At 72.2% G+C, this 18393-nt stretch carries 15 protein-coding genes; 8 read left to right on the top strand and 7 right to left on the bottom strand.

Translation table 11 applies throughout. The features are described 5' to 3' along the window. Nucleotides 1-222 precede the first annotated feature (222 nt). The 3 genes from OG689_RS27740 to hrcA form a co-directional block, all read right to left on the bottom strand. Nucleotides 223-972, bottom strand: a complete 750-nt coding sequence (locus OG689_RS27740; protein WP_266323578.1) for a 16S rRNA (uracil(1498)-N(3))-methyltransferase — start codon at nucleotides 970-972, stop codon at nucleotides 223-225. Between the two features lie 359 nt (nucleotides 973-1331). Continuing rightward, nucleotides 1332-2471 carry a molecular chaperone DnaJ gene (gene dnaJ, locus OG689_RS27735; protein WP_073927634.1) on the bottom strand — a complete coding sequence of 380 codons (1140 nt, stop codon included), beginning with the start codon at nucleotides 2469-2471 and terminating at the stop codon, nucleotides 1332-1334. Nucleotides 2472-2544: 73 nt separating this feature from the next. Then, nucleotides 2545-3567: a heat-inducible transcriptional repressor HrcA gene (hrcA, locus tag OG689_RS27730; RefSeq protein WP_266327473.1), complete on the bottom strand. Its 1023-nt coding sequence runs from the start codon at nucleotides 3565-3567 to the stop codon at nucleotides 2545-2547. Between the two features lie 322 nt (nucleotides 3568-3889). Here hrcA and htpX point away from each other — a divergent pair, with 322 nt between their 5' ends. Genes htpX through OG689_RS27710 form a run of 4 tightly spaced genes read left to right on the top strand, consistent with a single transcriptional unit; the run spans nucleotide 3890 to nucleotide 7191 of the window. Further along, nucleotides 3890-4810, top strand: coding sequence for a zinc metalloprotease HtpX (htpX, locus tag OG689_RS27725; RefSeq protein ID WP_266323577.1), 921 nt, complete (start codon nucleotides 3890-3892; stop codon nucleotides 4808-4810). A 52-nt stretch (nucleotides 4811-4862) separates the two neighbouring features. Further along, nucleotides 4863-5447 (top strand): hypothetical protein, encoded by a 585-nt coding sequence (locus OG689_RS27720; protein WP_266323576.1) that lies wholly within the window; start codon nucleotides 4863-4865, stop codon nucleotides 5445-5447. 54 nt (nucleotides 5448-5501) lie between these two features. Beyond that, complete coding sequence (locus OG689_RS27715; RefSeq protein ID WP_266323575.1) at nucleotides 5502-6296, top strand: DUF2785 domain-containing protein; 795 nt, start codon at nucleotides 5502-5504, stop codon at nucleotides 6294-6296. Between the two features lie 58 nt (nucleotides 6297-6354). Continuing rightward, nucleotides 6355-7191 carry a DUF3097 domain-containing protein gene (locus tag OG689_RS27710; protein WP_266323574.1) on the top strand — a complete coding sequence of 279 codons (837 nt, stop codon included), beginning with the start codon at nucleotides 6355-6357 and terminating at the stop codon, nucleotides 7189-7191. A 6-nt stretch (nucleotides 7192-7197) separates the two neighbouring features. On the opposite strand, the gene OG689_RS27705 is transcribed toward OG689_RS27710, so the two are convergent. The 3 genes from OG689_RS27705 to OG689_RS27695 all read right to left on the bottom strand — a co-directional run bounded on the left by OG689_RS27705 (nucleotide 7198) and on the right by OG689_RS27695 (nucleotide 10834). Further along, entirely contained in the window at nucleotides 7198-7521 is a 324-nt protein-coding gene (locus OG689_RS27705) for a hypothetical protein (RefSeq protein ID WP_266323573.1), read from the bottom strand. Between the two features lie 38 nt (nucleotides 7522-7559). After that, a complete protein-coding gene (gene hemW, locus OG689_RS27700) occupies nucleotides 7560-8789 on the bottom strand; it encodes a radical SAM family heme chaperone HemW (protein ID WP_266323572.1) in 1230 nt (409 codons plus the stop codon). 122 nt (nucleotides 8790-8911) lie between these two features. Beyond that, nucleotides 8912-10834 carry a long-chain fatty acid--CoA ligase gene (locus OG689_RS27695; RefSeq protein ID WP_266323571.1) on the bottom strand — a complete coding sequence of 641 codons (1923 nt, stop codon included), beginning with the start codon at nucleotides 10832-10834 and terminating at the stop codon, nucleotides 8912-8914. 276 nt (nucleotides 10835-11110) lie between these two features. Here OG689_RS27695 and OG689_RS27690 point away from each other — a divergent pair, with 276 nt between their 5' ends. The 3 genes from OG689_RS27690 to OG689_RS27680 all read left to right on the top strand — a co-directional run bounded on the left by OG689_RS27690 (nucleotide 11111) and on the right by OG689_RS27680 (nucleotide 15719). Next, nucleotides 11111-12844, top strand: a complete 1734-nt coding sequence (locus tag OG689_RS27690; protein WP_266327471.1) for an ABC transporter ATP-binding protein — start codon at nucleotides 11111-11113, stop codon at nucleotides 12842-12844. A gap of 191 nt (nucleotides 12845-13035) precedes the next feature. Then, the gene (locus OG689_RS27685; RefSeq protein WP_266327469.1) at nucleotides 13036-14937 is read left to right on the top strand and encodes an ABC transporter ATP-binding protein; all 1902 of its coding nucleotides are present in this window, start codon (nucleotides 13036-13038) and stop codon (nucleotides 14935-14937) included. A 188-nt stretch (nucleotides 14938-15125) separates the two neighbouring features. After that, on the top strand, nucleotides 15126-15719 hold the full coding sequence (locus tag OG689_RS27680) for a hypothetical protein (RefSeq protein WP_266323570.1): 594 nt from the start codon (nucleotides 15126-15128) through the stop codon (nucleotides 15717-15719). A gap of 125 nt (nucleotides 15720-15844) precedes the next feature. Here the strand turns inward: OG689_RS27680 and lepA are convergent, their stop codons facing one another. After that, complete coding sequence (gene lepA, locus OG689_RS27675; RefSeq protein WP_266323569.1) at nucleotides 15845-17713, bottom strand: translation elongation factor 4; 1869 nt, start codon at nucleotides 17711-17713, stop codon at nucleotides 15845-15847. Nucleotides 17714-17914: 201 nt separating this feature from the next. On the opposite strand from lepA, the gene OG689_RS27670 reads away from it, so the two are divergent. Next, complete coding sequence (locus OG689_RS27670; protein WP_266323568.1) at nucleotides 17915-18220, top strand: antibiotic biosynthesis monooxygenase; 306 nt, start codon at nucleotides 17915-17917, stop codon at nucleotides 18218-18220. The last annotated feature ends 173 nt before the right edge of the window (nucleotides 18221-18393 follow it).

The following is an 18393-nucleotide window of genomic DNA, read 5'->3' as shown; positions in this document are numbered from 1 at the left end:
ACCGGCCGAGCCCCGGAGCGTGCCCGGCCGCAGGTCGGCGGCGGGCCGGTCGCGAGCCGGTCGCGCGTCGGCGGCGGGTCGGTCATGGGCCGACCGGGGGACGGTCGCGCCGCCCGGCGGGCGGCCGTTCGCGTCCGGCCCGGCCCCGACGGGCCCGGGGCGCCCGCCCGTTCAGCCGCGGCGCAGGGCCAGGCGCGGCGCAGGGCCAGGCGCGGCGCAGGGTCAGGACCAGCGCCCGGTCCGCCCGAGCAGCAGGGCGCCGGCCGCCACCCCCGCCGTCGAGGTGCGCAGGACGGAAGGGCCGAGCCGGTAGGGCCCCGCGCCGGCCTCGGCGAAGGCGGCCAGCTCCTCCGGGGAGACCCCGCCCTCGGGGCCGACGATCAGCACCAGGTCGCCGGCCGGGGGCAGCGTGGCGGCCGCGAGCGGCTCGGCGCCGTCCTCGTGCAGGACGGCGGCGAACGCGGACCCGGCCAGCAACGGCGCCAGCTGGCGGGTCGTCATCGGGTCGCGGACCTCGGGGAACCGCAGCCGGCGGGACTGCTTGCCCGCCTCCCGGGCGGTGGCCCGCCACTTGGCGAGCGCCTTGGCGCCCCGGTCGCCCTTCCACTGGGTGATGCAGCGGGAGGCCGGCCACGGGATCACCACGTCGACGCCGACCTCGGTCATGGTCTCGACCGCGAGCTCGCCCCGGTCGCCCTTGGGCAGGGCCTGGACGACCACGATCCGCGGGGACGGCTCGGGCGCGCGGCGCACCTCGACGACCGTGACGTCGATCGCGTCCTTGCCGTGCACGGCCGCGACGATGCCGTCCACGCCGAGGCCGAGGCCGTCCGCGAGGGTGACCGCCTCGCCGGGCTCCAGCCGCTTCACGGCGGCGGCGTGCCGGCCCTCGGGGCCGTCCAGGCGGACCACCGTGCCGGCGGCGGCGCCGTCGAGCCGCGCGGAGTCGGTGACGAACACGGGTGCGGTCATCGGGGTCTGCCTCCGGGGGCTGGCGCCGCGGTGCTGGTGCGGGCGCTGCGGTACTGGTGCTCGGGTGTGGGGGGGTGGGGCGCGGGCGTGGGGGGGGTGGGGCGCGGGCGTGGGGGGTGGGGCGCGGGCGTGGGGGGGTGGGGCGCGGGCGTGGTGGGGTGGGGCGCGGGCGTGGGGCGCGAGGTGCTGCCCCGAGCCGGAGCGGTGACGCACGCCGGGGAGCGCGCAAGACCGTCCCGGCTCGCGGAGCACCCAGGGGGCGCGCCCTCACCGGCCCGCGCGGGGGTGACAGCGGCCCGCGCCCCCGTCGTAGGGGACACGGGCCGCTGCCGCGCTCTGCGCCCGGCCGGCTCGACGGCTCAGCGGCCGTTGAAGGCGTCCTTCAGCCGGGAGAACAGGCCCTGCTGGCCGGGGGCGAAGGTCCCCGAGGGGCGCTCCTCGCCGCGCAGCAGCGCCAGGCGGCGCAGCAGCTCCTCCTGCTCGGGGTCGAGCTTGGTGGGCGTCTGCACCTCGACATGCACTATCAAGTCGCCCCGGCCGCCGCCGCGGAGGTGGGTGATGCCCCGCCCGTGCAACGGGATCGACTGGCCGGACTGGGTGCCGGGCCGGATGTCGACCTCCTCCAGCCCGTCCAGGGTCTGCAGCGGCACCTGGGTGCCGAGCGAGGCCGCCGTCATCGGGATGGTGACCGTGCAGTGCAGATCGTCGCCGCGCCGCTGGAAGGTCGGGTGCGCGGTCTCGGCGATCTCCACGTACAGGTCGCCGGCGGGGCCGCCACCGGGGCCGACCTCGCCCTCGCCGGCCAGCTGGATCCGGGTGCCGTTGTCGACCCCGGCCGGGATCTTGACGGTGAGCGTCCGGCGGGCGCGGACCCGGCCGTCGCCCGCGCACTCCGGGCAGGGAGTGGGCACGACGGTGCCGAAGCCCTGGCACTGCGGGCACGGGCGGGAGGTCATGACCTGGCCCAGGAAGGACCGGGTGACCTGGGAGACCTCGCCCTTGCCGCGACACATGTCACAGGTCTGCGCGGAGGTGCCGGGGGCCGCCCCCTCGCCGGAACAGGTGGTGCAGGTGACGGCGGTGTCGACCTGGAGTTCCTTGGTGGTGCCGAAAGCGGCCTCCTCCAGGGTGATCTCCAGCCGGATCATCGCGTCCTGGCCGCGCCGGGTGCGCGAGCGGGGCCCGCGCTGGCCGGATGCGGCGCCGAAGAACGCGTCCATGATGTCGGAGAAGCCGAATCCGGCCGCGCCCGCGCCGAACCCGCCCGCGCCGCCGCCGTTCGGGGAGAGGGGGTCGCCGCCGAGGTCGTAGACCTGGCGCTTGGCCGGGTCCGAGAGCACCTCGTAGGCGGCGTTGATCTCCTTGAACCGCTCCTGCGTCTTCGGGTCCGGGTTGACGTCCGGGTGCAGTTCACGGGCAAGGCGCCGGAACGCCTTCTTGATCTCGTCCTGCCCCGCATCCCGTCGGACGCCGAGTACCGCGTAGTAGTCCGTGGCCACCAAATGCTCCGCTTGTTCCGCCTCTAGAAGTGCTGCGACTGGTTGTCACCGTTGGAGGTCCAACGGCGCTGTTCTACGACTCGGCCAGGATCTGGCCCACGTACCGTGCCACCGCTCGCACCGCCCCCATTGTGCCCGGGTAGTCCATCCGAGTCGGACCGATCACGCCCAGCTTCGCCACACTCTCGTCGCCCGAACCGTAACCGACCGAGACGACCGAGGTGGAATTGAGCCCTTCGTACGCGTTCTCCCGGCCGATCCGGACCATCATCCCGGCGTCGCCGGTCTCACCCAGCAGGCGGAGCAGGACGACCTGCTCCTCCAGGGCCTCCAGCACCGGCTGGATGGTGAGCGGGAAGTCGTGCCCGAAGCGGGTCAGGTTGGCCGTGCCGGCCAGCATGATCCGCTCCTCGTTCTGCTCGGCGAGCGCCTCGAAGAGGGTCGCCAGCACGGTGGTGACGGTCGGGCGGTCGGGCGCTTCGAAGGCCGCCGGCAGGGCCTCCAGCAGCTCGGGGACGTCCGGCAGCCGCTGCCCGACGGCCCGGGCGTTGATCCGGGCCCGCAGGTCCGCCAGGACGGTCTCGCCGACCGTGCCCGGGCAGTCGACCATCCGCTGCTCGACCCGGCCGGTGTTGGTGATCAGGACGAGCATCACCTTCGCCGGCGCCAGGGCGACCAGCTCGATGTGCCGCACGGTCGAACGTGAGAGCGAGGGGTACTGCACGACGGCGACCTGCCGGGTCAGCTGCGCGAGCAGCCGGACCGTACGGGCGACCACGTCGTCCAGGTCCACCGCGCCGTCCAGGAAGTGCCGGATCGCACGCCGCTCGGGCGCGGTCATCGGCTTCACCTCGGCGAGGCGGTCGACGAAGAGCCGGTAGCCCTTGTCGGTGGGGATCCGTCCGGCACTGGTGTGCGGCTGCTGGATGTAGCCGTCCTCCTCCAGGGCCGCCATGTCGTTGCGCACGGTCGCCGGGGAGACCCCGAGACTGTGCCGCTCGACCAGGGCCTTGGAGCCGACCGGCTCCTCGGTGCCGACGTAGTCCTGGACGATCGCGCGCAGCACCGCGAGCTTGCGGTCGTCCAGCGGACGCACGTCGAGCTGCCTGCCGTCGAGGTGCCTGGTGTCGGACTTGCGATCGTCCGCCCTGCGCTCGTTGGCCATGGGCACGCACCTCCGTCTTCGCACGTTGTCCGTTATGACTCGGTCTGGGTCACCCGGTGGATCACCCGCTGTGGGCCGCCTGGCACTCAGGACAGTCGAGTGCCAGAACCGTACCTGCCAGTGTAAGGCCCGGGCTCGACGGCAGGAACGGCCCGTCGGTGGTGATCCTGCACGCACCGCCCCGCGCGGGGTGATGCCGCTCGCCCCGCCAGGTGGCAGCATCGAAGGCAACCGGCGAATGCGAGGAGCAGCGATGTCGACCTCAGGCCAGCACACCCGTTTCGCGCCCGACCGTGGACTGACCGGCCGGATGGTCGCCACCATGTTCGTGATCGGCCTCCTGTACGTGGGCTTCACCGGTCTGCTCATCGTGCTGCTGCGCGGGGCCTGGCCGATCATCGTGCTGATCTCGGGCGGCCTGTTCGTCGCCCAGTTCTGGTTCAGCGACAAGATCACCGAACGGGCGATGGGCGCCCACGAGGTCACCCCCGAGCAGTACCCCCAGCTGCACGGCACCATTGACCGGCTCTGCGCGCTCGCCGACATGCCCAAACCCAGGGTCGCGGTCTCGCAGAACGACATGCCGAACGCCTTCGCCACCGGCCGCAAACCCGAGAAGTCCGTGGTCTGCGTCACCACCGGCCTGCTGCGCCGGCTGGAGCCGGAGGAGCTGGAGGGCGTCCTCGCCCACGAACTCTCGCACGTCGCCCACCGGGACGTCGCGGTCATGACGGTCGCCGGATTCCTCGGCGTGCTGGCCGGCGCGATGACCCGGATGGCCATGTACAGCGGGCTGATGGGCGGCAACCGCAACAGCAACGACCAGAACGCCGCCATCGCGATGCTGATCATCCCGCTGGTCTCGATGGTCGTGTACGCGATCAGCTTCCTGCTGACCCGGCTGCTGTCCCGCTACCGCGAACTGGCCGCCGACCGGGCCGCCGCCCAGCTGACCGGCCGCCCCAGCGCGCTGGCCTCCGCCCTGACCAAGGTGACCGGCCAGATCGCCGCCATCCCCACCAGGGACCTGCGCCAGGCGCAGCCGTACAACGCCTTCTACTTCGCCCCCGCGCTGAGCGCCCGGGAGGCCGCCACCCAGCTGTTCTCCACCCACCCGTCGCTGGAGAAGCGGCTGGAACAGCTCGCGCGGATCTCGACCGACCTCAACCGGTGACCGGCCCCGGGACGACGCCTCCCAGCCCGCCCATCGACCGTGGAGCAGCCCCATGGGATTCCTGGACACCCTGTTCGGCCGCAGCAAGCCGGTCCGGCCCGACCTCGACCAGCTCTTCGGCGTACCGTCGGCCGCGCTGACCCTGGAGGCCGCCACCGACTTCCGGCCCACCGGCCTCGGCTCGGTCTGCTTCGCGGCGGTCGAGGGCGGCGCCTTCGGCGAGGTGGAGCGCCAGGTCCGCGCACTGCTGGACGCCGACACCGACCGCGGCGGCGTCCCCGTGGAGGCGAGCCAGGACGGCTACGGCTACTCCTGGCTGCTGGCCCGGCACTCACCCGAGGAACTGCCGGAGCTGGTCAACGACCTGCACGCGGTCAACAGCGAGCTGGAGGCGAACGGCTTCGGCCCGCAACTGCTCTGCTCCCTGGTGGCCTTCCGCGACACCGCCGGGCAGTCCCTGGCTCTGGTGTACCTGTACAAGCGCGGCACCTTCTACCCCTTCGCGCCGATGCCCGGCGGGGGCGAGCGGCGCAACAGCCCGCTGGAGCTGCAGATCAAGGCGATGCTCGGCAACGACCTACGGGTCGAGTCGGACCTCTCCCGCTGGTTCCCGGTCTGGGGTGCGCCGGGGCTCTGAGCCGTCCCGGAATCCCCTGGTACCGGCGCCGTCCGGGCCCTACCGTTGCCGGTCATGACCGACTGGCAGCAGATCATGGACCACGGCACGGCCCGGCCCGCCGACGGCTCCCCGGCCGCGCTGGTCGCCGGACTCGTCGAGGCCCTGCGCTCGCCCGACCCGGCGCTCCGCGACGAGCAGGCGTACACCCTGCTGGCCCGCCGGACCCCCGGACTGGACCCGGAGCTGCGACGCGGCCTGGGCGACACGATGGCCGCGCGGCTGACCGACCCGGAGATCCAGGCCCGGAGCTTCGCCGCGCTGGTCCTCGCCGACCTCGTCAGGAACGGCGACCACGAGGCCCGTTGGGTCACGGCGTTCGCCGACTGGTACCCCGCCGAGGCGGACCTGCGCGGCTACGACCCGGCGCTCGGCTGGCTGCACGCGGTGGCCCACGGCGCCGACCTGCTGGGCGCCCTCGGACGCCACCCGCAGGTCGCGCCGGCGCCGCTGCTCGACCTCGGCGCGGCCCGTCTGCTGACCCCCGCCACCCACGTGTGGGACGCACAGGAGGACGACCGGCTCGCCCGGGCGCTGGCCCTGACCCTGACCCGTCCCGAACTGACCGGGGAACAGTCGGTCGGCTGGCTCGACGCGGTCGCCGCCGACTTCGCGGCCGGCACGCCCGGGCCCGTCCCCGCGTACGCCTCCAACACCATGCGCACCCTGCGGATGCTCTACCTGCTGGCCGACCGCGGCGTGCGCCCGGGGCCGCACGGGACGGGCGACGCGGTGGCGCTGACGCATCGTGCGGCGCTGCTGGCGCGGCTCGCCGAGGTGCTCTCGACGGTGACGCCGTATCTCGGGTGAGCCGCCCGGTGCGCGTGCCCCGTGGGTGGGTTGACGGCGGGTTTCGTATAGTCCGAGGATGCGCAGCAGGAGTTACGGCCCGGACCTGACCCCGCCGTGGAAGCGGCAGCAGCCCGCACCCGAGGTGCCCGCCGAGCGGGACCTCGTGGTGGAGGAGGCGGCCACCGGTTTCTGCGGGGCGGTGGTGCGGTGCGAGAAGACGGCGGAGGGCCTGACCGTCACGCTGGAGGACCGCTTCGGCAAGCAGCGGGTGTTCCCGATGGGCCCGCGCGGCTTCCTGCTGGAGGGGCGGGTGGTCACCCTGGTCCGCCCGGCCGGCGCGACGCCCGCGCCCGCGAAGGGGCCGGGCCGGACGGCGTCCGGCTCGGTGGCGGTGCCCGGCGCCCGGGCCCGGGTCGCCCGTGAGTCGCGGATCTACGTGGAGGGCCGGCACGACGCCGAGCTGGTCGAACGGGTCTGGGGCGACGACCTGCGGATCGAGGGCGTGGTGGTGGAGTACCTGGAGGGCATCGACGACCTGCCCGCGATCGTCAACGAGTTCGCCCCCGGCCCGGGCCGGCGCCTCGGCGTGCTGGTCGACCACCTGCTGCCGGGCACCAAGGAGCACCGGATCGCCGGCCAGGTCACCGGCTCCTCGGTGCTCGTCGTCGGCCACCCGTACATCGACGTCTGGGAGGCCGTGAAGCCGGCCAGCGTCGGCATCCCCGGCTGGCCGCAGGTGCCGCGCGGGGAGTCCTGGAAGGAGGGCGTCTGCCGCCGGCTCGGCTGGCCGGTGGACACCCCGGCCGCCTGGAAGCGGATCCTCGCCTCGGTGAACTCCTACCGCGACCTCGACCCGGCCCTGCTGGGCCGGGTCGAGGAACTGATCGACTTCGTGACGCTCACCGAGGACTGAGCGGCCTCAGGCGTACGTCTGGAACTCGGAGGTGTCGAGCGTCACCCCGAGCAGCCCCACCGGAACGGGTTCGCCGAACTTGGTCGTCCGCTCGGAGAGGTGGTCCGGCAGGCCCGAGGCCGTCGCCCGACCGGGCTCGGTGAGGAGCACGCAGACACCCCTGATCGGGTCGACGATCAGATGGACGGGGCTGGTGCCTCCGGCGTACATCTCGCGCTTGATCCGATCGTCACGATGGGCGCTCGTCCTTGAGACAAGCTCGGCCTTGAATCCCTCGGGAACCTCAAGATCCTCGAAGATCCCCCGCACGCGGGCCTCCACGGCGGTCATCCAACTCCTTCGGAAGGCTGCTCCCACGTCAACGGGATTCAGTCCACCAGGTCACGCACGACGCCGTCCGCCAGCAGCCGCCCCCGCAGGGTCAGGACGGCCCGGCCCCCCTCGAAGGCGCCGGCGTCGAGCAGGCCGTCGGCCAGCGCCCGCTCGGCGGCCTCCAGGCCGGCCGGGGCGAGCAGGGAGAGCGGGCAGCCCTCGACCAGCCGCAGCTCCAGCAGGATGCGCTCGACCCGACGGTCCGCCGCCGGGAGCACCTCGCGGCCCTGGCCCGGCGTGCGGCCCTCGGCCAGGGCCTGGGCGTACGCGGCCGGGTGCTTGGCGTTCCACCAGCGGACGCCGCCGACGTGGCTGTGCGCGCCGGGGCCGGCGCCCCACCAGTCGGCGCCGGTCCAGTACAGCTCGTTGTGGCGGCAGCGAGCGGCCTCGTCGGTGGCCCAGTTGGAGACCTCGTACCAGCCGAACCCGGCCTTGCCGAGCGCCTCGTCGGCGATCAGGTAGCGGTCGGCGTGCACGTCGTCGTCGATCATCGGCAGCTCGCCGCGCTTGACCCGGGCGGCGAGCTTGGTGCCGTCCTCGACGATCAGCGAGTACGCGGAGACGTGGTCGGGGCCCGCGCCGATGGCGGCGTCCAGCGAGGCCCGCCAGTCGTCATCCGACTCGCCGGGGGTGCCGTAGATCAGGTCCAGGTTGACGTGCTCGAAGCCGGCCGCCCTGGCCTCGGCCACGCAGGCCTCGGGCCGGCCGGGGGTGTGGTGGCGGTCGAGCAGCTGCAGGACGTGCGGGCGGGCGCTCTGCATGCCGAAGGAGATCCGGTTGAAGCCGCCCTCGCGCAGTTCGGCGAGGTAGGCGGGGTCGACCGACTCCGGGTTCGCCTCGGTGGTGACCTCCGCGCCGGGCGCGAGCCCGAACTCCTCGCGGATCGCCGCGAGCATCCGCACCAGGTCGCGGGCGGGCAGCAGGGTGGGGGTGCCGCCGCCGAGGAAGACCGTCCGCACCGGGACGTCCGCGTCGCCGAGCACCGTGCGGGCGAGCCGGATCTCCGCGACCAGGTTGTCGGCGTAGGTCTCCTGCGAGGCGACCGTGCCCGAGGAGCGCAGCTCGGTGGCGGTGTAGGTGTTGAAGTCGCAGTAGCCGCAGCGGGTGGCGCAGTACGGCACGTGCACGTAGAACCCGAAGGGCCGCTCGCCCAGTCCGTCGAGGGCGTGGGCGGGCAGGGAACCGTCGGACGGCACGGGTTCGCCGTCGGGGAGTGCGGAGGGCATTGGTCCATTGTCCCGTACGGCACGGGTGTGCCGGACGGGCCGCCTGGGCGGGCGCGACCGGACACGCGGCGGCGCGCCGGCGCGGGGGCTGCCCCCGCGCCGGCGCGCCGCCGGTCGGACCGCTACGCCTCGACGGCGCCCGCGTACATCTCGGTGACCGCGTCGGCGTACGTCTTCTCGACCACCGGGCGCTTGATCTTGAGGCTCGGGGTCAGCTCGCCGTGCTCGATGTCCAGGTCGCGCGGGAGCAGGGTGAACTTCTTCACCGTCTGCCAGCGCTGGAGATCGGCGTTGAGCCGCTGCACGAAGCCCTCGATCAGCTCGCGCACCTGCGGCGAGGAGACCACCTCGGCGTAGGAGCGGCCGGCCAGCTCGTGCTCGGCGGCCCACGGCATGATCACCGCTTCGTCCAGGGCGATCAGCGCGGTGCAGTAGTTGCGGCCGTTGCCGAGCACCAGGATGTTGCTGACGAACGGGCAGATCGCCTTGAACTTGCCCTCCACCTCGCTCGGCGCGACGTACTTGCCGCCGGAGGTCTTGAACAGGTCCTTCTTGCGGTCGGTGATCCGCAGGAAGCCGTCCTCGGTCAGCTCGCCGATGTCCTCGGTGTGGAACCAGCCGTCCGGCTCCAGCACCTCCGCGGTCTTCTCCGGCAGGTTGTGGTAGCCGCGCATGACGCCCGGGCCGCGCAGCAGGATCTCGCCGTCCTCGGCGATCCGGACCTCGGTGCCCGGCAGCGGCAGGCCGACGGTGCCGATCCGGAAGTCCTCCGCGCGGTTGACGCAGGACCCGGCGCTGGTCTCGGTGAGGCCGTAGCCCTCCAGGATCGGGACGCCGGCGCCGGCGAAGAAGTAGCCGATCTCGGGCGCCAGCGCGGCGCTGCCGGAGACCGAGCCGCGCATCCGGCCGCCGAAGGCCGCGCGGATCTTGGCGTAGACGAGCTTGTCGGCCAGCGTGTGCTGCAGGTCCAGCGCGAACGGCACCGACTCCCGGCCGGTGGCGATCCGGCTGGCCTGGGAGATCCGGGCGTGCTCGCGGGCGACCTTCGCCGCCCACTGGAAGATCTTGTACTTGGCGCCGCCCTCGGCCCGGGCCTTGCCGGCGATGCCGTTGTAGACCTTCTCGAAGATCCGCGGTGCGGAGGCCATCAGGGTCGGACGGATGACCGGCAGGTTGTGGATGATCCGGTCGACCCGGCCGTCCAGGGCCATCACGTGCCCGGTGGCGATCTGCCCGGAGATCAGCGTCTTGCCGAACACGTGCGACAGCGGCAGCCACATGAACTGGATGTCCTCGGCCCGCAGCAGCCCGCTGGCCTCCTGGGCCCGGCCCTCGTACGCCCAGCAGTCGTGCACCAGGCGCACGCCCTTGGGCCGGCCGGTGGTGCCGGAGGTGTAGATGAGGGTGGCGAGCTGCTCCTTGTCGATCGCCGCGACGGTCTTGTCGACCGCGTCGGCGTGCTCCGCCAGGTACTCGGCGCCGAGCCGCTCCAGCTCCGCCAGGGTGAGCACGGCCAGGCCGGCGGGCTCGGGGATCTCGGCGGGGGCGTCGAACAGGATGACGGTCCTCAGCTCCGGCAGATGCTCCTGCTGGCTGACGGCCTTCTCCAGCTGGGCCGCGTTCTCCGCGAACAGGGCCTTCGAGCCGGAGTTCGACAGGATGAACGCCGTCTCGTCGGCGTTGGTGCTCGGGTAGACGGTGGTGGTGGCGGCGCCGGCGCACATGTTCCCGAGGTCGGCGATGATCCACTCGACCCGGGTGGAGGAGGAGAGTGCGACCCGGTCCTCCGGCTCGATGCCGAGCGACATCAGACCGGCGGCCACCGCCTTGACCCGGGTGGCGGTCTGCGCCCAGGTCAGCGAGCGCCACTGCTCGGCGCCGGGGGCGCCGTCCGCGGCGTGCTCGTCCACCGGCACGGGGTAGCGGTAGGCCTCACCGTCGGGTGTCGCCGCCACCCGGTCGAGGAACAGGTGTGCGACGGAGGCGGGGCGCCCGGCGACGATGTCGACACTGCCGGAGCCGATCAGGGACTGCGCGGAACTCAACGAGACCTCCGGGGGCGGGTGGCCGAGGGTGAACGGTGACCGTGGGGGCGGCCGCCGGGCCGTCTTGTTAACCGACAAGTAACAAGGGGATGGCAGCAGCCTAGGGGGAAACCAGCCGTTCCGTAAGAGGGTGACTCCAGCTGGCACACCGGCGCGCCGCAAGTGCAATGTGCGCCACTAGTCTCAGGGTCGGACCGAGGCAATGCCGTTGTACGAGTCCCCCGAGGACCGAAAATTGGGATGCGAATCCCACTGCCGAGCATGAGAGTGTTGCCAGTGCTGATCAGACTGCTCAGGGCCCATCTGACGCCCTACTCCCGACCGATCTCCCTGCTGGTGCTGCTCCAGCTGGTCTCCACCATCGCAGCCCTCTACCTGCCGACCCTGAACGCCGACATCATCGACGACGGCGTGGTGAAGGGCGACACCGGCTACATCCTGCAGATCGGCGCGGTGATGATCGCCGTCACCCTGGCCCAGGCGGCCTGCTCGATCGGCGCGGTGTACTACGGCGCGCGCACCGCCATGGCGGTCGGCCGCGACATCCGCGCCTCGGTCTTCGACCGGGTGCAGAGCTTCTCGGCCCGCGAACTCGGACAGTTCGGCGCGCCCTCCCTGATCACCCGCACCACCAACGACGTCCAGCAGGTCCAGATGCTGGTGCTGATGGGCTTCAACCTGATGGTCGCCGCGCCGATCATGTGCTTCGGCGGCGTGCTGATGGCCCTCAACCAGGACGTCCCGCTGTCCGCGCTGCTGCTGGTCGTGGTGCCGGTGCTGGGCACCGTGGTCGTCCTGCTGGTGCGCCGGCTGCGGCCGCAGTTCCGCAGCATGCAGACGAAGATCGACACGGTCAACCGGGTGCTGCGCGAGCAGATCACCGGTATCCGGGTGATCCGCGCCTTCGTGAAGGACGGGCACGAGCAGGAACGCTTCGCCGGCGCCAACCAGGAGCTGACCGACGTCTCGCTGCGGGTCGGCAAGCTGATGGCCTTCATGTTCCCCAGCGTGATGTTCGTGGTGAACGTCTCCAGCATCGCCGTGATGTGGTTCGGCGCGCACCGGATCGACAGCGGCGAGATGCAGATCGGCGCGCTGACGGCCTTCCTCTCCTACCTGATGCAGATCCTGATGAGCGTCATGATGGCCACCTTCATGTTCATGATGGTGCCGCGCGCCGAGGTCTGCGCCGAGCGCATCGAGGAGGTGCTGGGCACCGAGTCCAGCGTCGTCCCGCCCACCGACCCGGTCACCGAGCTGCTGCGCCGCGGCAACCTGGAGCTGCGCAACGTCGAGTTCCGCTACCCGGGCGCCGAGGCCCCGGTGCTGCGCGGCATCGACATCCTGGCCCGGCCCGGCGAGACCACCGCCGTGATCGGCTCCACCGGCAGTGGCAAGTCCACCCTGCTCGGCCTCGTCCCGCGGCTGTTCGACGCCACCGGCGGCGAGGTGCTGCTGGACGGCGTCGACGTCCGCCGGCTGGCGCCCGAGCTGATCGCCGAGACCGTCGGACTGGTCCCGCAGAAGCCGTACCTGTTCTCCGGCACGGTGGCCGGAAATCTCCGCTACGGCCGGCCGGACGCGACCGACGAGGAGCTCTGGCACGCGCTGGAGGTCGCCCAGGCGAAAGAGTTCGTGGAGAAGTTCCCCGAGGGCCTGGACGCCCCGATCGCCCAGGGCGGCGGCAACGTCTCCGGCGGCCAGCGCCAGCGCCTGGCGATCGCCCGCGCCCTGGTCCGCAAGCCCGGCGTGTACCTCTTCGACGACTCGTTCTCGGCGCTCGACTACGCCACCGACGCGAAGCTGCGCAAGGCCCTCGCGCAGGAGACCGCCGAGGCGACCGTGCTGATCGTCGCCCAGCGGGTCAGCACCATCCGCGACGCCGACCGGATCATCGTCCTGGACGAGGGCGCCGTGGTCGGCGTCGGCACGCACCACGAGCTGATGGCCGACAACCCGACATACCGGGAGATCGTGCTCTCCCAGCTCACCGAGCAGGAGGCGGCGTGACCACCCCGACGAACAAGGGCCCCGCGAACCCGGGCCCCGGCGGCCCGGAGAACCCGGGGCCGGGAAGCACCGGCCCCGGGAGCGCGGTCCCGGCCGGGAACAGCCCGGCGGGCGGCGGCGCGCCCAAGGTCGCCGTCAGCGACTCGCAGACCGCCGCCGCCCGGCGCGGCCCGGCCGGCCCCGGCCGCTTCATGGGCGGCCAGGGCGCCGAGAAGTCGATGGACTTCAAGGGCTCCGGCAAGCGCCTGCTGAACCTGCTGCGCCCCGAGCGCGCGGCCATCGGCGGGGTGCTCGCACTCGGCGTGCTCAGCATCGGCTGCGCCGTCGTCGGCCCGAAGGTGCTCGGCAACGCGACCGACCTGATCTTCGCCGGCGTGGTCGGCCGGCAGAGCCCGCCCGGGGAGAGCAAGGCCCAGGTCGTCGAGGGCCTGCGGGCGAGCGGCCAGGGCGGCGTCGCCGACCTGCTCAACTCGGTCGACTTCACCCCCGGCCAGGGCATGGACTTCGGCGCCATCGGCACCGTGCTGCTCTGGGTGCTGGCGATCTACGTCTCCTCCGCCCTCTTCGGCATCGTGCAGGGCCGGATCGCGGCCAACGCGATCCAGCGCACGATCTTCCGGCTGCGCGAATCGGTGGACGCCAAGCTGTCCCGGCTGCCGCTCAGCTACTTCGACAAGCAGCCGCGCGGCGAGGTGCTCAGCCGCGTCACCAACGACATCGACAACATCGGCCAGTCGATGCAGCAGACCACCGGCCAGGTGGTGAACTCCACACTCACCGTGGTCGGCGTGCTCGCCATGATGTTCTGGATCTCCCCGATCCTGGCGCTGATCGCGCTGATCTCCGTCCCGGTCTCGGTCGTCGTGGCGACCAAGGTCGGCAAGCGGGCGCAGCCGCAGTTCGTCTCCCAGTGGAAGACCACCGGCCAGCTGAACGGCCACATCGAGGAGATGTACACCGGCCACGCGCTGGTGAAGGTCTTCGGCCGGCAGAAGGAGTCCGCCGCGACCTTCCGCGAGCACAACGAGGCGCTGTACGCGTCGAGCTTCCGGGCCCAGTTCATCTCCGGGATCATCCAGCCGGCGATGATGCTGATCGGCAACCTCAACTACGTGCTGGTCGCCGTGGTCGGCGGCCTGCGGGTGGCGAGCGGCGCCCTGTCCATCGGCGACGTGCAGGCGTTCATCCAGTACTCCCGGCAGTTCAGCCAGCCGCTCACCCAGGTCGCCAGCATGGCCAACCTGGTGCAGTCCGGGGTCGCCTCCGCGGAGCGGGTCTTCGAGCTGCTGGACGCCCCCGAGCAGTCCTCCGAGCCCGAGCGGCCGGAGCGCCCGGCCGAGCTGCGCGGGCGGGTCGCCTTCGAGGACGTGGCGTTCCGCTACGACCCGGAGAAGCCGCTCATCGAGGACCTCTCGCTGAAGGTCGAGCCCGGCCACACGGTGGCCATCGTCGGCCCGACCGGTGCCGGCAAGACCACCCTGGTGAACCTGCTGATGCGGTTCTACGAGGTCAGCGGCGGCACGATCACCCTGGACGGGGTGGACATCGCCGCGATGTCCCGCGAGGAACTGCGGGCCGGCATCGGCATGGTGCTCCAGGACACCTGGCTGTTCGGCGGCACCATCGCCGAGAACATCGCGTACGGCGCCGAGCGCGGCGCCACCCGCGAGCAGATCGTCGAGGCCGCGAAGGCCGCCCACGTCGACCGCTTCGTCCGCACCCTGCCGGACGGCTACGACACCGTCATCGACGACGAGGGCACCGGCGTCAGCGCGGGCGAGAAGCAGCTGATCACCATCGCCCGGGCCTTCCTCGCGGAGCCGAGCATCCTCGTCCTGGACGAGGCGACCAGCTCCGTCGACACCCGGACCGAGGTGCTGATCCAGCGGGCCATGGCCCGCCTGCGCAGCGGCCGGACCAGCTTCGTGATCGCCCACCGGCTCTCCACCATCCGGGACGCCGACGTGATCCTGGTGATGGAGAACGGCTCGATCGTCGAGCAGGGCTCGCACGACGACCTGATCGCCGTCGGCGGGGCCTACGCCCGCCTGTACAAGGCGCAGTTCGCCGAGGCGGTGGCCGAGGTCGACTGACCGCGGCGCGGGCGCGGGTCGCGTCCCGCGGCCGGACGTGACGAGGGGGAGGCCGGTACGACCGGCCTCCCCCTCGTCGTGCACCGCCCGTCCCGGCCGCCTCCCCAGCCCCACCGGGCGCGGACCGGCTGCTTCACCGCCTGAAAAAGATCTTCCGTGCCGCCCCCGGCGCTGCCACACTCGCACCCGTGCCAACACCCCAGGACGTCTACGAGACCCACTTCGGCTGGACCGGAAGGAGCACCCGCAAGGCCGTCACCAACGCCGTCGGCGCGCTGACCGGCCTGGTCGCGCTCGCGATCGGCGCGGTCGCGAGAGGCACGGCCGGGCTGGTGCTGGTCACCCTCGGTCTCCTCGCCCTGCTCACCGCGGGCGCCTCGCTCGCCCTCACGGCGGCCGCCGTCCGCGGCGGCCGGACCGCCCTGCGGGTGGACCGCGACGGCATCCTGCTCGGCGGCCACCCCCTGCGGTACGAGGGCACCAGCGCCTTGGTCCCCTGGGGCGACATCGTCGGGGTGGAGCTCTGGGTCCAGCGGGCCGGCGCCATGGCGTACGTCGGCCTGCACCGGATCGAGGGCGCCCCGGACCTCCCCGCCGCCACGACCAACCCCAAGACGCTCCAGGCCACCGAGCGGGCCGCCGGGAGGCCCATCGCGCTGGTGACCGCCAGCCGCCCGATCCACCTCTGGGAGCTCGACGTCCGGCAGCTGCTGACCACCATCGCGCGGTACGCGCCGCAGGTGGTGATCACCGTCGACCCGGCCTTCCCCGGCGGGGCCTGAGCGCGGGGCTCCGGGGCCCTGGCGCCCCGCGCCGCTCCGGAAACACCGAGGGCGCCGCCACCCTGACCGGGGTGGTGGCGCCCTCGTGCGCTACCGGACTCCGCCGACGGAGACCGGCCGGCGGACTACTTCTTTTCCTTCGGGGCATCCGCGTCGGTGGACAGCGCGGCGATGAAGGCCTCCTGCGGGACCTCCACACGGCCGACCATCTTCATCCGCTTCTTGCCCTCCTTCTGCTTCTCCAGCAGCTTGCGCTTACGCGAGATGTCACCGCCGTAGCACTTGGCGAGGACGTCCTTGCGGATCGCGCGGACGGTCTCACGGGCGATCACCCGCGAGCCGATGGCGGCCTGGATCGGCACCTCGAACTGCTGGCGCGGGATCAGCTTCTGCAGCTTGCCGGCCATCATGATGCCGTAGTTGTACGCCTTGTCCTTGTGCACGATCGCGGAGAACGCGTCGACCGCGTCGCCGTGCAGCAGGATGTCGACCTTCACCAGGTCGGCCGTCTGCTCGCCGATCGGCTCGTAGTCGAAGGAGCCGTAACCGCGGGTCTTGGACTTCAGGATGTCGAAGAAGTCGAAGACGATCTCGGCGAGCGGGAGGGTGTAGCGCAGCTCCACCCGGTCCTCGGACAGGTAGTCCATGCCCTGCATGTTGCCGCGACGGCTCTGGCAGAGCTCCATGACGGCGCCGACGAACTCGTTCGGCACCAGGATGGACCCGCGGACGACCGGCTCGTGCACCTCGGAGATCTTGCCGGTCGGGAACTCGCTCGGGTTGGTGACGGTGTGCTCGGTGCCGTCCTCCATCACCACCCGGTAGACCACGTTGGGGGCGGTGGAGATCAGGTCGAGGTTGAACTCGCGCTCCAGCCGCTCCCGGACGATCTCCAGGTGCAGCAGGCCCAGGAAGCCACAGCGGTAGCCGAAGCCCAGCGCGACCGACGTCTCCGGCTCGTACACCAGGGCGGCGTCGTTGAGCTGGAGCTTGTCGAGGGCGTCGCGCAGCAGCGGGTAGTCGCTGCCGTCCAGCGGGTAGAGACCGGAGAACACCATCGGGCGCGGCTCCTTGTAGCCGCCCAGCGGCTCCGTCGCGCCCTTGTGCATCGAGGTGATGGTGTCGCCGACCTTGGACTGCCGGACGTCCTTCACCCCGGTGATGATGTAGCCCACCTCGCCGACACCGAGGCCGTCCGCGACCTTGGGCTCCGGCGAGATGACGCCGATCTCCAGCAGCTCGTGGGTCGCGCCGGTGGACATCATCTCGATCCGCTCACGCTTGGTGAGCTCGCCGTCGACCACTCGGACGTAGGTGACCACGCCGCGGTAGGTGTCGTAGACGGAGTCGAAGATCATCGCGCGGGCCGGGGCGTTCTTCACGCCGACCGGGGCCGGGATCCTCGCGACCACGTGGTCGAGCAGCTCCGGCACGCCGAGGCCGCTCTTGGCGCTGACCTTGAGGACGTCCTCCGGCTCGCACCCGATGATGTGCGCGATCTCGGCGGCGTACTTCTCCGGCTGGGCGGCCGGCAGGTCGATCTTGTTCAGGACCGGGATGATCGTGAGGTTGTTCTCCAGCGCCAGGTACAGGTTGGCGAGGGTCTGCGCCTCGATGCCCTGGGCGGCGTCCACCACGAGGATGGTGCCCTCGCAGGCGGCGAGCGAGCGGGACACCTCGTACGTGAAGTCGACGTGGCCCGGGGTGTCGATCATGTTGAGGATGTGGGTCTTCCCCACGCCCTCGCCGACCGTCGGCGCCCACGGGAGGCGGACCGCCTGCGACTTGATGGTGATACCGCGCTCGCGCTCGATGTCCATACGGTCGAGGTACTGGGCACGCATCTGCCGGGGGTCGACGACGCCGGTGATCTGCAGCATCCGGTCGGCGAGGGTCGACTTGCCGTGGTCGATGTGGGCGATGATGCAGAAGTTGCGGATCAGCGCCGGGTCGGTACGGCTGGGCTGTGGCACATTGCTGGGGGTCGCGGGCACCTTGGTCCGATTCTCCGTTGGTCCGGGGGCCGGGCGCTCGCCCCCCTCGCCGTCGCACTCGACGTCGAGTTAAGGAGCCGCTTCCCGGGGACCGGACGGTCTCGTCCGATCGATATGGCTCCGACCATCTTCCCACGAGCGCGCATCGGCTCACCGTCCAGCCGGGCACCCGCCGCCGGAACGGCTCCTAAACTGCCTCCCATGATCTTGGAAAGCGCACTGCTCGACGTCCTGCCCGGCCGCGAGGAGGACTTCCTCACGGCGTTCACCGAGGCCAAGCCGCTGATCGCGGTCCAGCCGGGCTTCCGCTCCCTCCAGCTGCGCCGCTGCCTGGACGAGGGCCGCGCCTCCCGCTTCCTGCTCCAGGTGGAGTGGGAGGCCCTGGCCGACCACACCGAGGGCTTCCGCCGCTCCGCCGAGTACGAGCGCTGGCGCGCCCTGCTGCACCCCTACTACTCGCCGTTCCCCGAGGTCGAGCACTACGGGGAGCCCGTGCTCAGCGCCTAGCGGGGCAGCTACGGCCCAGGGCCCGCGCTGCCGCGGGGCCGGCCCTACGGCGCACCGGCTCGACGGCCCGGCACGCCTCGCTCCACGCGCCCGCACGTCCCGCTCCGCGGCGCCGCACGTCCCGCTCCGCGGCCCGGCCGGTTTGGGGCGAGCCCCCCGCCCCTGGTAGCGTT

It is taken from the genome of Kitasatospora sp. NBC_00240, from assembly GCF_026342405.1.
Classification (GTDB): Bacteria; Actinomycetota; Actinomycetes; order Streptomycetales; family Streptomycetaceae; genus Kitasatospora.
Note: the sequence above shows the minus strand (reverse complement) of the source record. Positions and strands in the feature narration are given on the sequence as shown.

Excerpts from the sequence above, each read along its gene's own strand:
- OG689_RS27740 (WP_266323578.1), bottom strand. The coding sequence starts at position 972 with ATGACCGCACCCGTGTTCGTCACCGACTCCGCGCGGCTCGACGGCGCC.
- htpX (WP_266323577.1), top strand. The coding sequence starts at position 3,890 with ATGTCGACCTCAGGCCAGCACACCCGTTTCGCGCCCGACCGTGGACTG.
- OG689_RS27720 (WP_266323576.1), top strand. The coding sequence starts at position 4,863 with ATGGGATTCCTGGACACCCTGTTCGGCCGCAGCAAGCCGGTCCGGCCC.
- OG689_RS27715 (WP_266323575.1), top strand. The coding sequence starts at position 5,502 with ATGACCGACTGGCAGCAGATCATGGACCACGGCACGGCCCGGCCCGCC.
- OG689_RS27710 (WP_266323574.1), top strand. The coding sequence starts at position 6,355 with ATGCGCAGCAGGAGTTACGGCCCGGACCTGACCCCGCCGTGGAAGCGG.
- OG689_RS27705 (WP_266323573.1), bottom strand. The coding sequence starts at position 7,521 with ATGACCGCCGTGGAGGCCCGCGTGCGGGGGATCTTCGAGGATCTTGAG.
- hemW (WP_266323572.1), bottom strand. The coding sequence starts at position 8,789 with ATGCCCTCCGCACTCCCCGACGGCGAACCCGTGCCGTCCGACGGTTCC.
- OG689_RS27685 (WP_266327469.1), top strand. The coding sequence starts at position 13,036 with ATGGGCGGCCAGGGCGCCGAGAAGTCGATGGACTTCAAGGGCTCCGGC.
- OG689_RS27670 (WP_266323568.1), top strand. The coding sequence starts at position 17,915 with ATGATCTTGGAAAGCGCACTGCTCGACGTCCTGCCCGGCCGCGAGGAG.